Origin of the sequence: Thiothrix nivea DSM 5205, assembly GCF_000260135.1 — a bacterium.
GTDB lineage: Bacteria > Pseudomonadota > Gammaproteobacteria > Thiotrichales > Thiotrichaceae > Thiothrix > Thiothrix nivea.
This window is the reverse complement of record NZ_JH651384.1, coordinates 1890198-1904160: the sequence shown is the minus strand read 5'-3', so window position 1 is coordinate 1904160 and position 13963 is coordinate 1890198. Positions and strand designations below refer to the sequence as shown.

The 13963-nt window shown below is 59.9% G+C and carries 13 protein-coding genes; all 13 read left to right on the top strand.

The genetic code is table 11. The features are described from left to right. Positions 1-68: 68 nt before the first annotated feature. The 13 genes from THINI_RS09485 to THINI_RS09425 all read left to right on the top strand — a co-directional run bounded on the left by THINI_RS09485 (position 69) and on the right by THINI_RS09425 (position 13961). Entirely contained in the window at positions 69-1487 is a 1419-nt protein-coding gene (locus THINI_RS09485; protein ID WP_002708380.1) for a form I ribulose bisphosphate carboxylase large subunit, read from the top strand. Positions 1488-1503: 16 nt separating this feature from the next. Beyond that, positions 1504-1833 carry a ribulose bisphosphate carboxylase small subunit gene (locus tag THINI_RS09480; protein ID WP_002708379.1) on the top strand — a complete coding sequence of 110 codons (330 nt, stop codon included), beginning with the start codon at positions 1504-1506 and terminating at the stop codon, positions 1831-1833. A gap of 23 nt (positions 1834-1856) precedes the next feature. Beyond that, entirely contained in the window at positions 1857-4604 is a 2748-nt protein-coding gene (locus tag THINI_RS09475; RefSeq protein ID WP_002708378.1) for an alpha-carboxysome scaffolding protein CsoS2, read from the top strand. A gap of 54 nt (positions 4605-4658) precedes the next feature. Further along, positions 4659-6242 (top strand): carboxysome shell carbonic anhydrase, encoded by a 1584-nt coding sequence (locus THINI_RS09470; protein WP_002708377.1) that lies wholly within the window; start codon positions 4659-4661, stop codon positions 6240-6242. Next, positions 6239-6493, top strand: a complete 255-nt coding sequence (gene csoS4 / locus THINI_RS09465; RefSeq protein ID WP_002708376.1) for an alpha-carboxysome shell vertex protein CsoS4 — start codon at positions 6239-6241, stop codon at positions 6491-6493. The genes THINI_RS09470 and csoS4 overlap by 4 nt, the downstream gene beginning before the upstream one ends. A 3-nt stretch (positions 6494-6496) precedes the next feature. Beyond that, the gene (locus THINI_RS09460) at positions 6497-6745 is read left to right on the top strand and encodes a carboxysome peptide B (RefSeq protein WP_002708375.1); all 249 of its coding nucleotides are present in this window, start codon (positions 6497-6499) and stop codon (positions 6743-6745) included. Between the two features lie 36 nt (positions 6746-6781). After that, on the top strand, positions 6782-7099 hold the full coding sequence (csoS1, locus tag THINI_RS09455; protein ID WP_002708374.1) for an alpha-carboxysome major shell protein CsoS1: 318 nt from the start codon (positions 6782-6784) through the stop codon (positions 7097-7099). A 37-nt stretch (positions 7100-7136) separates the two neighbouring features. Beyond that, on the top strand, positions 7137-7427 hold the full coding sequence (gene csoS1 / locus THINI_RS09450; RefSeq protein WP_002708373.1) for an alpha-carboxysome major shell protein CsoS1: 291 nt from the start codon (positions 7137-7139) through the stop codon (positions 7425-7427). Positions 7428-7519: 92 nt separating this feature from the next. After that, positions 7520-7792, top strand: a complete 273-nt coding sequence (locus THINI_RS09445) for a 4a-hydroxytetrahydrobiopterin dehydratase (RefSeq protein WP_002708372.1) — start codon at positions 7520-7522, stop codon at positions 7790-7792. A 15-nt stretch (positions 7793-7807) separates the two neighbouring features. Then, positions 7808-8128: a hypothetical protein gene (locus tag THINI_RS09440; protein ID WP_002708371.1), complete on the top strand. Its 321-nt coding sequence runs from the start codon at positions 7808-7810 to the stop codon at positions 8126-8128. Positions 8129-8157: 29 nt separating this feature from the next. Further along, complete coding sequence (locus THINI_RS09435) at positions 8158-10509, top strand: nitric oxide reductase activation protein NorD (RefSeq protein WP_002708370.1); 2352 nt, start codon at positions 8158-8160, stop codon at positions 10507-10509. 4 nt (positions 10510-10513) lie between these two features. Further along, on the top strand, positions 10514-12289 hold the full coding sequence (locus THINI_RS09430; RefSeq protein ID WP_002708369.1) for a SulP family inorganic anion transporter: 1776 nt from the start codon (positions 10514-10516) through the stop codon (positions 12287-12289). Beyond that, on the top strand, positions 12282-13961 hold the full coding sequence (locus THINI_RS09425; RefSeq protein ID WP_002708368.1) for a proton-conducting transporter transmembrane domain-containing protein: 1680 nt from the start codon (positions 12282-12284) through the stop codon (positions 13959-13961). The genes THINI_RS09430 and THINI_RS09425 overlap by 8 nt, the downstream gene beginning before the upstream one ends. Positions 13962-13963: the final 2 nt, after the last annotated feature.

The following is a 13963-nucleotide window of genomic DNA, read 5'->3' as shown; positions in this document are numbered from 1 at the left end:
AGTCGTCCCATCTGGCGCAAATCAGCCAGAACAAGATTTCAGACAGCGACTTCTGCAAGGAGAAGATGATGGCAAAGAAATACGAGGCCGGGGTCAAGGAATACCGGCAAACCTACTGGCAGCCGGATTACGTTCCATTGGACACCGACTTGCTGGCCTGTTTCAAGATCACCCCGCAACCGGGTGTTGACCGCGAAGAAGCTGCTGCGGCAGTGGCTGCGGAATCTTCCACCGGTACCTGGACTACGGTCTGGACTGACCTCCTCACCGACATGGACTACTACCGTGGCCGCGCCTATGCGATCGAGGACGTGCCGGGCGACGATTCCTGTTACTACGCTTTCATCGCCTACCCCATCGACCTGTTCGAAGAAGGCTCCGTTGTCAACGTCTTCACCTCACTGGTGGGTAACGTCTTCGGCTTCAAGGCAGTACGCGCCCTGCGTCTGGAAGACGTGCGCTTCCCGATCGCCTACGTCAAGACCTGTAACGGCCCGCCACACGGCATCCAGGTCGAACGCGACCACATGAACAAGTATGGCCGCCCGATGCTGGGTTGTACCATCAAGCCGAAACTGGGTCTGTCCGCCAAGAACTATGGCCGCGCCGTCTACGAGTGTTTGCGCGGTGGTCTGGACTTCACCAAGGACGACGAAAACATCAACTCGCAGCCATTCATGCGCTGGCGTGACCGCTTCCTGTTCGTGCAGGACGCGATTGAAACCGCCGAAGCCCATACCGGCGAACGCAAAGGCCACTACCTGAACGTGACCGCGCCTTCCCCGGAAGAAATGTATGAGCGTGCTGAATTCGCCAAGGAAATCGGCTCCCCCATCATCATGCACGACTTCCTGACCGGCGGTTTCTGCTCCAACACCGGTTTGGCGCGCTGGTGCCGCAAGAACGGCGTGCTGCTGCACATCCACCGCGCGATGCACGCCGTACTCGACCGTAACCCGCACCACGGCATCCACTTCCGCGTACTGGCGAAAGCCCTGCGCCTGTCCGGTGGCGACCACCTGCATACCGGTACGGTTGTCGGCAAGCTGGAAGGCGACCGCGAAGCGACCCTCGGCTGGATCGACCTGCTGCGCGAATCCTTCGTTCCTGAAGACCGTTCACGCGGCATCTTCTTCGATCAGGACTGGGGTTCCATGCCGGGCGTATTTGCAGTTGCCTCCGGTGGTATCCACGTCTGGCACATGCCTGCGCTCGTGACCATTTTCGGCGACGACTCCGTACTGCAATTCGGTGGCGGTACTTTGGGTCACCCATGGGGCAACGCAGCGGGTGCAGCAGCCAACCGTGTCGCGCTGGAAGCCTGCGTGGAAGCCCGCAACCGTGGTGTCGACCTGGAGCGCAACGGCAAGGAAATCCTCACCAAGGCGGCCCAGTCCAGCCCCGAGCTGAAGATTGCGATGGAAACCTGGAAGGAAATCAAGTTCGAATTCGACACTGTCGACAAGCTTGATACCCAGAACCGCTAATTAAGGAGTTGACGACATGGCAACTGTTGCTGACTACAAACAGTCACTGAAATACGAAACCTTTTCCTACCTGCCGCAACTGTCGGCGGAGGAAATCCGCACCCAGATCCAGTACGTCATCGCGCAGGGCTGGAACCCGGCGGTCGAGCACGTCGAGCCTTCCGGCGCGGCGCGCAACTACTGGTTCATGTGGAAGCTGCCGATGTTCGGCGAGCAAAGCGTGGATGTGGTACTGGCGGAACTCGACGCCTGCCGTCGTGAATACCCCAACCACCACGTGCGCCTGATCGGCTACGACAACTACACCCAAAGCCAGGGCACTGCCTTTATCGTGTACCGGGGTTAATCCAACGTTAGCGGAGGACTACCATGCCTGCACAAACTGCAACCAGCGCGGATAAATCCCGCGCAGCGCAAGCGGCGCGAAGACAGGCCGCTCAGCGCAGCGCCGCCGACCGGCGTTCCAGACCGTCGCCTTCCGCGCCTGTTGCGGTAGCGGCGCAGGCTCGCCCGGTTTCGTCTGCACCCACGGCCAGCTCACAGCCTGCCGACCGCTTGGCTGATCTGTGTTCCATGGTTGAGAGCGATCCCTCAGCTTTGGGGCCGGATACCAGCAGCGTGCGCCAGCTGTGCCGCAACCGTCGGCAGAATATGGCCTCGCAGGGCAAGACCGCTGTGGCCGGGCAGACTTCCTCTGCACGTCCGACACGCCCGCAACGGCCTGCTCCGATGATGGCTCCCAACCCGGCCACGCTGGATCAATCCGCTGACGATGCTTCCCCGGAAGCTACCGCCGAGCTGGACATGATCTGCGAACTGGTGGAAGCCAACCCCGGCGCACTGGGTCAGGACGCCAATAGCATCCGCCAGATCTGCCGTAATCGTCGGCAGGCGCTGGCCAACAAGGGCAAGGCAGCGATGTCCGGCAAACGCCGCACCGCCAGCCGCGCCAGTGTTGCCGCCAGCTTCCTGAATCCGGACGTTGACGGACGCGAAGCAGCCCGCAAGCACCGCCAAGCCATGGCGATGAAAGGCCGTGGCAACAGCAAGGCCGCCCGCCCGAGCGGACGGGTTCGCCCCAGCGCCGCGCCACCGAAAGTGGAAACCGGCACTACGCTGTCCGGCAGCCCGGTCACAGGTACGCAAGTTGAGCGTAAGGCGACCGTTACCGGCAATGAACCCGGCACCTGCCGCACCGTTACCGGCACCGAGTACATCGGCACGGAACAGTTCGCCTCTTTCTGCGGCAGCAAACCGAAGCCTACGGAGCCGCCCAAGGTCGGTTTCAGCGTCACCAGCGGTGGCCTGGGCGTTTCCGGCACGGAAGTGGGTCGTTCCGCCAAAGTGACCGGCGACGAGCAAGGCGCTTGCCGCAGCGTTACCGGTACGGAATACCTGGGCGCGGAACGTTTCGCTGAATTCTGTGAAAACAAGGGGCTGGCAGGCAAGCCACCCAAAGTGATGAGCAGCATGACCGAACGCAAGCAAATCAGTGTAACCGGTGCGGACGAAGCCCGCTTCAACCGCACTACCGGTACCGAAGCAGGCGCAAAACGCAGCATCACTGGCTCGCAGTACGCGGATACCGGCATGGCCAAAATGACCATCAACGGGCCTGCCAAGGTCGCGCTGACCCATACCATCGCAGGTCGCCCTGTGACCGGTACGGAAGTCGGGCGCTCTTCCAGGGTCACCGGTGATGAGCAAGGCAGTTGCCGCACCATTACCGGCACGGAATACATTTCCAACGAACAGTTCGCCTCGATCTGCCAGACCATGCCGCAGCCGAGTCCGGCCAAGGTGGGTATCGACCGCACCCGCAGGGATCAGGTCATCACCGGCAATCTGGTTGACCGCAGCAGCAAGGTAACGGGTAACGAACCGGGTTCCTGCAAGCGGGTTACCGGTGCGCAATATGACAGTGCCAGCAGAAAACTGTGTGGTGGCGCGCCACCCAAGGCGCACAGCATGCACACCTTGGCAGGTCGTGAGCTGACCGGTACACGGGTTGATCACGGCCCAAAGCTTAGCGGTGACGAGCACGGGGGGTGCCTGCCCGTCACCGGGACTGAATACTACGGCCAGGAACAATTCGCCGGGTATTGCGCGAGCACCCCACCCGCAACGCCAGCCAAGGTTGGTGTAGAGCATACGCCGAACGGCCAGCACGTTTCCGGCACCCTGCTGAGCAACACGGCCAGCGTGACCGGTAACGAAGCGGGCAGTCACTTACCAGTGAGCGGAACACCGTATGCGGGCATCCAGGTGCCGGAAAATCACGGAGCCTGTTGCAGCGCTTGCGCCGCACGGGATCTGGCGATAGCTGCCGGGCTGATTGCACCCGAGCAGGACAGCCATCAGCACACACCGGCTCCAGCGATGCAGCAGCCGGAACCGCAACCGATGCCGATCAGTGCGCCAGCAGCCCTGCACGGGCAGTACCCGCAAGCGTACTACCCGCAACAGCAGGTAGCGCCGCAACCGGCACCGATGATGATGGCCCAGCCTCAGTACCCGGTGTATGCCGCGCAACCGCAGCCTGAGCCAACCGCGCCAACGGACTTCAGCATTGTGTCACCGGCACGGGCAGCGCAGAAACGCGGATCGCAGAGCGCGATTACCGGTAACTCTTACGACGGCAACAGCCGCGTAACCGGCCCGGTGAATCTGGGTGGTCAGTGGGTTTCCGGCACGCCCGAGTTCCGTCATACCCACATGACGCAACCGCAGCAGGTCATGATCCAGCCGCAACCGGCAGCGCCAGCGCCGATGCAGGCTCCGGCCACTGCGCCGACACCGGTACAGGCTTCCCTGCAACATCCGGCGGAAGGCATGGCTCCTGCACCCGTGCAGCGCATCACCGGCGAAGGTCGTGACGGTGGCATCAGCATTACCGGCGACAACTGGGCGCGTGGTCACCAGATCACCGGCACGGAAGGCCGCTCGGCACAGGGACGCAACCCGACCCTGCGCTGTGAGGCACGCGGTGCGGCATTCAATGCCCATGTCAACCGCAACATGGAACGGGTATCAGCAGCCATGTCGGCGATTACCGGCAGCAGCGGCAACACCCATCAGGGCGCAGTCATCACCGTATCCGGTGGGGCGCGTGGTTAAACGTGGCTTTAAACAGCAGATTGATTAACGGCAAGGAATGAAAGGCAACACGCGATGAACACACGTAATGCTTACAACATTCGCTCTGGCAACACGCAGGCTAACCGCAACATCCTGCGCCGTACTGGAGCAACAGCTCCGGTCGGCCTGGCCGTTGCCAAGCTTGCGCCGCTGCCGGTTGCCAGCGATGCACCTGCCAAGCCGCATCCGGCCTGCGCTTCGCTGCCTGCCGCTGTCTGCCGCCACCCGTTGACCGACGGCCACATGAACGCCCGTCTGGCGCATTGCGAAGATTCGGTCAAAGGCCGTTTCGACATGATCGCGCCGACCCTGAAGAACATTGCCGGGATTCCGCGCGGGGCAGGTTTCGCTGCCCAGGCGCGGGAGATCGCCGCGCAGTGGCTGGATTACGAACTGCCGGAAAGCCTGCTGGATGATGCGTGGATTTCCGGCCCGGACATGAAGGCGCTGTATGCCCACTGCGTGTTTTCCGCGCTGAAGACATCCGCCGCCCAGTTTGTGGACGACATCCGCCGTCAGGTCGAAAGCGTGCAGGACACACGCAATTTCTTCCTCGATTGCGGCTTCCACGCGGTCGACATCAGCGCCTGCTCGGATGGACGCTTGAAAGGCATGAGCCGCTACATCCTGCGCCTGCCGATTTCATCGTTCACCCGCCGCAAGTCATATGCAGGCACGCTGTTCGATGTGGAAACCGATGTCCACCACTGGGAAGAAACCGAATTACGCCGCTTCCGCGAAGGTGTTCCGACCACCGTGGATGCAGGCACCCGTTATTTAAAGATTGCGGTGTATCACACCAGCACCAGTTCCTCCTGCCATGAGGGATGTGCTGCCCACGGCAGTAACGAGCGCAAGGCCATGGAAGCCGCACTGGAACGTTTGTACCAGTTCCGTGAAGCCATTGAAAACTCGTTCTGCTGTGGGGCCAGCACAGATTTATTACTGATCGGCGTCGATACCGACACCGATGCGATCCGGGTACACGTGCCGGACGCCAACGGCGATCTGTCGACCCATCGCCTGATCGACAACGCCGAACTGTACCGCGACACCCTGCACCTGTCGGCAGATGAAGCACGACTGGCGGTGTACGAAGCGATCCGCAAGACCGCGCTGGAAACCGACGGCTGGGGCGCAGGCAAGGGCGAACCGCACGACGGAATGCGCCGCCTGGTCGCCAACCTGCTGATCAACAATTTGTCGCAGATTGAATACGTCGCCGATGTATACGGCGGACGCTACCCCGACATCGGTCATGCCGAACGCTTCATCAGCGTCGGCGACAGTTTCGAGGAAGTGCAGATGCGCAACGTGGCCTACTACGCGCGCATGGAAACGCTGGAAGAAGGCGTGGCGGACATGGATGTAGGCATCAAGATTTTCAAGGGACTCAACGTCAAGCACGGGTTGCCGGTTCCGGTGGCGATCCACTTCCGCTACAACGCCAAAGTCCCCGGTTCCCGCGAACGCGCGGTAGCCAAGGCGCAACGGGTACGCGATGCGATCAAGACCCGTTACGCCGAACTGGACAAAAACGGTTTACTGTTCTGCCACCTCTCGGTGCAGAACCAGCCAACCGGCAGCCCGATCGAAACGGTGGAGGACGGTTTATGAGAATCATGCGGGTCGAAAAGACGCTGGTTTCCACCAACCGTCAGGCTGAACTGGGTCATCGCCCGCTGCTGGTGGTGCGTGACAAACCGGGTGCTGTGCCGCTGGTAGCGGTGGACGCGATCGGTTGCATCCCCGGTGACTGGGTGATCTGCGTGAGTTCCTCGGCAGCGAGGGAAGCGGCGGGTAGCAAGTCCTACCCCTCCGACCTGACGATTGTGGGGATTATCGACAACTGGAACCCGGAAGGCTGAGCCATGGAAATCATGCGCGTTGAACGCGATCTGGTTGCCACTCGCCGGGTTCCGGGTTTGAAAAGCGCCTCCCTGCGGGTTCTGAAGGGCCTCAAGGGCGGGCTGCTGGTAGCGACCGATCCGATTGGCGTACCAGCAGGAAAATGGGTTTTTACCTCCAGTGGTTCAGCGGCACGCTTCGGCATGGGCGACGCCGACATCCAGACGGATCTAACCATACTGGGCATTATTGATTACTGGGATGAAGAATAATTTTTCCTCCCGTTTGTTGAAAAAAGGAGCACGAAAATGGCTGAAGTGACGGGCATTGCCCTTGGCATGATTGAAACTCGCGGTCTGGTGCCTGCCATCGAAGCGGCGGACGCCATGACCAAAGCAGCAGAAGTACGTCTGGTAGGACGGCAGTTTGTCGGCGGCGGTTACGTAACCGTGCTGGTACGCGGCGAAACCGGTGCGGTCAACGCAGCGGTACGCGCCGGAGCCGACGCCTGCGAACGGGTTGGTGACGGCATCGTGGCGGCGCACATCATTGCGCGTGTCCATTCCGAAGTGGAAAGCATCCTCCCCAAGCCGGGCGAGACCGCTGACCAGGCAGTTATCGGTTAATTACACAGATTAAATTGAACTCTCAAGGAGAATCACAATGGCACAGGTAACAGGTATTGCACTTGGCATGATCGAAACACGCGGTCTGGTTCCGGCTATCGAAGCAGCGGACGCCATGACCAAAGCAGCAGAAGTCAAACTGATCGGACGCCAGTTCGTCGGCGGCGGCTACGTCACCGTACTGGTACGTGGCGAAACCGGCGCGGTCAACGCCGCAGTCCGTGCGGGCGCTGACGCTTGCGAACGGGTCGGCGACGGCATCGTGGCGGCGCACATCATTGCGCGTGTCCACTCTGAAGTGGAAACGATTTTGCCTACGGCTGAATAAGCGTTTTACCCCCCCATCCCCAACCCTTCCCCCGCAAGGGGGGCAGGGAGTAAGAGGGGAGAAGGGGGAATCTTCAACACAGGAGCACCATCATGGCAGATATACGCACACTGAATAACTGGGACACCCACAAACTTCCGGTCGGCATGTCCCGCCGCTACGAGTTCGGTTCCTATGAGGAAACCCGCCAGTTTCTTGACGATCTGGCCAGCCTTTCTGAACGCACGGGTTACTACCCCAGTCTGAATTTTAACCGCACCCAGGTGACTGTCCGCATCCAGGCCGAAGCTGATGATCTGGGCATGGTCGAATACGGTTTCGCCGCTGAAACCGACGCGATCCTGTCGCACAAAGTGGCAGCCTGAGGACGGGACGTTCGCATGACTGAACCAGAAGACAAAATGGTCACTACAGCCAGCCCGCCGGAGGAAACGGCTCCAGCCGCTACTCCGGCGGCACCTGCTGAGGCAGACAAGCCAGCGGTAGCAACGGCGCAGAAAAGCAGCCCGCCTGCACCTAAAGCTAAGCCCAAGCCAGCCGCAAAAAAACCGGCTCCCAGGAAACCGGCATCCAAGCCAAAAGCGGGCAGTAACAGCCGCAACAAACCGGCAGCGCAAGCTAGGTCAGTCGCTGCCGATTCCGCACCGGATCTGAATACCAAAGATTTTCCGCTGCATCCGGAGCGAATCTGGCCTGATTAAAAGACGGTAACGGCACAAGGAATGACACCATGGCGATTCAACTCAGTGACTATCAGGATGTCCTGGACGAATTGGGCGAAACCGCCAATGCCGTCCTCGAATCCAACTGGCACGACGCCGCGCGCGTGTTCACCCCGCGTGGGCTGGACACTTACCTGCGCGGCGCGGCTGGTCTGAATTCACTGGGGCGCGGCACCGATCTGGTCGAAGCATTCCTCGAAGCTGCCCCGCAGGTAGCGCGAGAAATCGGTGAGGAAGCGGTTTCCGAGCTGCTTTCCGCCGCCATCAAAATGTATTCCCGCACCAGCGCTGCTGTTCTGGTGCTGCTGTTTTCCACTGCCCCGACTGCCGCCACCCGCATGGGTGAGCTGGAACTGTTCAAGGGCTATCTCGGCCTGCTGAATACCCTGCTGGCGCAGGCTCCACGCAGCTTGCGCCCGATGCTGTCGAAGCTGGATGTGTTGCTGACCCACCTGACCCTGGGCGGTTTGCGCCGCTGGGCCATGTGGGGTGTTGCCGCCTACCGCAACAAGTTTGACGAACAGACGGCCTATTTCGGGCTGGACAGCGACGACTCCCGCACCATCATGAAAAAGGAACAGCGCGGGGTACTGTTCGTCGATGTACAACGTCGCCTGATCATGTATTTGCGGGCGCTGTGGGGTCAGGATTTTTTCCTGCGCCCTACCTCCGGTGACTTTGAAACGCGCGAAGGTTATCGCCCTTATATCGAACATTATTTCATCCACTTGCCGGACGCTTTCGATGACTTCAGCGAGCAGGAAAATGCTGCTGCCGAAGACAAGATTGCTGGCATGGAACTCTACCGCGCAGCCGCCGCGCACGCTTCCGCGCACATCATGCATTCGCGCTACGACCCGCTGGCCGAAGACCTGAGTTCGCTGCAAAAAGCCATGATCGGGCTGGTGGAAGATGCGCGGGTGGAAGCACTCGCGATCAAGGCTTTCCCCGGCCTCAAGCAAATCTGGCTCAACCTGCTGCCTACTGATCAAAGCAAAACGGATAGCACCGGCGCACTGCTCGACCGCATGGCTCGCGCGATGGCTGATGAAAACTACTGCAACGACGATCACCCGCTGGTGGAAGCCGCACGTGCGTTGTTCCAGCAAGCTTCCGACCGTCTGAGCGAGCAACGTCTGGCGTGGGAAATCGGGCGCGAACTGGCCAAACAGGCCGAGTCGCTCGGTATCCGCTTCAACCCCAACAAGGATTTGCCCGCCAACCCCTACCGTGATGACAACCGCTACCTGTGGGTAGACCAGACTGAAGAGGCCGACGGCATACTGCTGCCCGGCCAGACCAAACAGGTACGCAAATACGTCAGCGTCATGGAAATGTGGAACAACCTCGACGTTGAATTCGCGGGTGATGACGCGCAGGAAGTCTGGGTGCTGGCGACCGAATGGTTCCATGACGACGGCAAGTCCCTCAACGAGAAGGAAGGCAAGCCGCCGATGGCTTCGCCGGTGCACTACCCGGAATGGGATTACCAGACCCAGTTAGAGCGCCCCAACTGGACGACGGTACTGGAAAAGCGCCCGAAACTGGGCGAAGTCGCCGAAATCGACGCCGCCATCGAACGCAACAAACCGATCATATCGCGCCTCAAACACCTGATCGAAGCGGTACAGCCACAAGGCGTGGTACGTCAGCGCAAACAGGAAGACGGCGACACCATCGACATCAATGCGGCGGTGGATGCGATGGTCAGTATTCGCATGGGTTCGCAGCCCGACCCGCGCATCAACATCCGCACCCACTTGCAAATCCGCGATTTGTCGGTAGTGCTGCTGATCGACCTGTCGGAATCGACCAACGATCAGGTACGCGACGCCGAGGAAGGCGTAACGGTGCTGGACATGGCGCGCGAAGCCGCCGCCCTGCTGGCCGAAGCGCTCAACAAGGTGGGCGACCCGTTCGCCATCCACGGTTTCGACTCCAACGGGCGGCACGATGTCGAGTACTACCGCATCAAGGATTTCGACGCGCCCTACAGCGATGTGACCAAGGGGCGTTTGGCAGGTATGAAGGGGCAGCTTTCCACCCGCATGGGCGCGGCCTTGCGTCATGCCGGTTCCTTATTGGCGCAACGAGCCAGCCAAAAGAAACTGGTGATCCTGCTGACCGATGGCGAGCCTGCCGACAATGACGTGCGCGATCCGCAATACCTGCGTTTCGACACCAAGAAGGCGGTGGAAGAGCTAGGGCGTAGCGGCATCCGCACCTTCTGCCTGAGCCTCGACCCTTACGCCGATCAGTATGTTTCCAACATCTTCGGCGCGAAAAACTATCTGGTGCTGGATCACGTCACGCGCCTGCCGGAAAAACTGCCTGCGCTCTACCTGAGCATGACCCGGTGAGTCTATGATTAACTGGCTACGATCCCTCAGCAATAATTTCACCCCTTACCGGCAATGGGCGGGGGAGCTGAAAAATCCTACAACCCTGAAATCCGATGCGATGGCGGGGCTTACCGTCGCCATGATTGCGATTCCACAGGCCATGGCTTACGCGCAACTGGCGGGGCTGCCTGCGTATGTTGGCTTGTATGCCTCCTTCCTGCCGGTGATCGTGGCGGCGCTGTTCGGTTCTTCACGCCAGTTGAGCACTGGCCCGGTGGCACTGGCTTCGCTGATGTCGGCAACTGCCATCCAGCCCTACGTCTCACTGGGCATTGAAATGATGATGGTTTATGCGGCGCTGCTGGCCTTCATGATCGGCGTGTTCCGTCTGTCACTGGGGTTGCTGCGGCTCGGGATCGTGGTCGACTTCCTGTCCAATCCGGTGGTCTTGGGCTTTACCAATGGCGCGGCGCTGATTATCGGCACTTCGCAATTGCCGAAAGTGTTTGGCCTCGACATCAAGGCTGACCAGTTCGAGCATTATTACGAGTATTTGTGGGCAGTAGTCACTTCACTGGGTGACACGCAACTGGTCATTTTCCTGATGGGGGCGGTTGCGTTGACTTCACTGCTGATGCTGAAACGCTATGCGCCGCGTTTGCCGGGTATCCTGCTTACAGTCGTGCTGACCACGGTGATTGCTTGGTTTTTCCATTACGAGGAGCGCGGCGGCAGTGTGGTGGGGGCGATTCCGCAAGGCTTACCGGCATTTTCCTTCCCGGTGGTTACGTTCAATTTCGACCAGCTTGGCGGGCTGATGATCTCGGCCATCGTGATCGGCCTGATGGGGCTGGTGGAAGCCATTTCCATCTCCAAGGCGATTGCCTCGCAAACCCGCCAGCCGTGGTCGGTGAATCAGGAACTGGTCGGGCAGGGCATGGCGAATATCGCCTCCGGTTTGTCGCAGGGGTATGTGGTGTCGGGTTCGTTTTCGCGTTCTGCGGTGAATTTTGCCTCCGGCGCGCGTACCGGGCTGGCCTCGATCATTACCGGATTGCTGATCGGCATTACCTTGCTGTTCCTGACTGACCTGCTTTATCACCTGCCGCAGGCGACCCTGGGTGCGGTCATCATTATGGCGGTGCTCAACCTGTTTTCACTGGAGCCGATCGTGCGGGCGTGGAAGGTGGAACGGCATGATGGTATTGCCGCCATCATCACCTTCGCTGCCACGCTGATGTTCGCGCCGCATCTGGAAGTGGGCATCCTGACGGGTATCCTGCTCTCGCTCGGCCTGTTCCTGTACCGCACCATGACGCCGAATTTCGTGGAACTGGCACGTGACCCCAGCGACGGCATCCTGCGTGACGCCGAACTGCACGACCTGCCGACCAGCGACAGCGTGGCGATCTTCGGCTTTGACGGCGATCTCTATTTCGCCAACGCCGGGTATCTGGAAGGCAAGCTGCTGAACAGCATTGCCCGCAAGCCTGCCCTCAAGGCAGTGATTTTGGATCTGGAAGGCGTCGGCCAGGTAGATGCGACCGGTGAGAACATGCTGGAAAAGATGGTCGACCGCTTACGCGCCAAGGGCATCGACCTGTATATCGCCCGCAGCAAGGCGCAGGTTTATGCCGCTTTTGATCGCTCCGGCCTGGTCAGGCATATCGGCACCGGGCATTTCTTCAAGGAACGCAAAGACGCCCTGCAATACGCCAAACAGGTCTTTGCCGATGCCGTTGACATCACCCCTTTGCAGTTGCCGATCGTGAACCGGGCTGGAGGTATTTATGGATAAGCTCATGTTACTGCTACCGGCACTGCCGCTGCTGTCGGCCTTGCTGACCCGGCTGCTGTCGGGTTTGCTGGGGCGCGGCGTGGTGCGGATCGGACTGGCGGGTAGCGTACTGACATTGCTGCTGGCCGGTTTCCTGTTATGGCTGAAATTGTCAGGGCAGGCTTCCGATTTACATAGTGTTGGTACGGTATGGGGCAGTCTGCTGTTCGATCCGCTGAGCCTGCTGATGGCTTTTGTCATTGCTGTCATCAGCCTGATCGTGCGGGTCTATTCCGTGCGTTACATGGTGGAAGAAGCCGGTTATGTGCGCTTTTTCATCCTGCTGGATCTGATGGTTGCCGCCCTGCTGGTGATGGTAGCGGCGGGCGACCTGATCACGTTGCTGATTGCGTGGCAACTGATCGGGGTATTGCTGTATTTCCTGTTGGGGCAGGATATGCGCAGCAAATCGGCACACCGCTACGGCTTCTGGACGCTGATTACCTACCGGTTTGGCGATTTGCCGCTGCTGCTGGCGGCGGTGCTGCTGTTCCATGCGTATGGAACCTGGTCATTACCCGCCATTTTCGAGCAGGTGAAAGCTGATCCGCACGTGACAACCTTCCTGGGGCTGGCAGTGGTTGAGGTGGTGGGTGCGCTGATTGCGCTGGCGGCGTTTGCCCGTTCCGCCCAGTTCCTGCTGCATACCTGGCTGCCGTATACGATGGAAGGGCCTACCCCGGTATCCGCCCTGATGCACGCAGGTATCGTGAATGCGGGCGGTTTCCTGATCAACCGCTTTGCGCCGGTTTTCGTTGAGACGCATGATGTGCTGCACTGGGTGTTTGTCGTGGGGCTGATGACCTCACTGATTGGCTCGGTGCTGATGCTGACCCAGAATGACATCAAGAAATCGCTGGGCTATTCCACCATGGGGCAGATGGGTTTCATGATCATGGAATGCGGGGTGGGTGCGTTTTCGCTGGCGATATTCCACCTGATTGCACACGGGCTGTTCAAGGGGACGTTGTTCCTGAATGCAGGCGGGGTCATTGGGCAGGCACGCCAGCACGATGGTATACCCAAGGATGAGCTGTATACCTTCATTATCGAAAAGCAGCCGCAGGGCAACCGTTACCCGTGGCTGTTGATGGCGGCGCTGACCATGCTGGTGCCACTGGGCGTGTTGGGTCTATCGCATCTGGTGGTTGACCCCGGCGTGTTCCACAAGCAGGGCGCGATTGTGCTGCTATTCTTTGGCTGGGTGACGGGCGTGCAGTTGCTGTTTGCGACCTACAACATGCGTTCGCAGAATCCGTGGCGACTGGTAACGCTGATTATCTTCTCGTTTACCGTGGTGGTGATTGGTTACACGCTGGTCAGCCATGCCTTTACCCTGTTCCTTTACCCTGAAGCAGGCTTTATCGAAAGGCTGTATGACTCAGCCCGCATTGATTTTACCTGGTTCAATGCGCTGATTGTGTTGGTGGCGCTGGTGATCGTGGTTGGCTGGCTCAGTGCTTATTACGCCGACCGCAATGCTGCGCCGGGGAAAAGTTTCGCCACCCGCATGTGGATGGGCTTCTATGCCCTGCTGATGCGGGAACTGTATATCGCGGAATTGTACACGACCCTGACCCGTGGCTTGCTGGCCGGGTCTGCGCGGATCAACAGCTGGCTGAGGTGGGGGTAAGT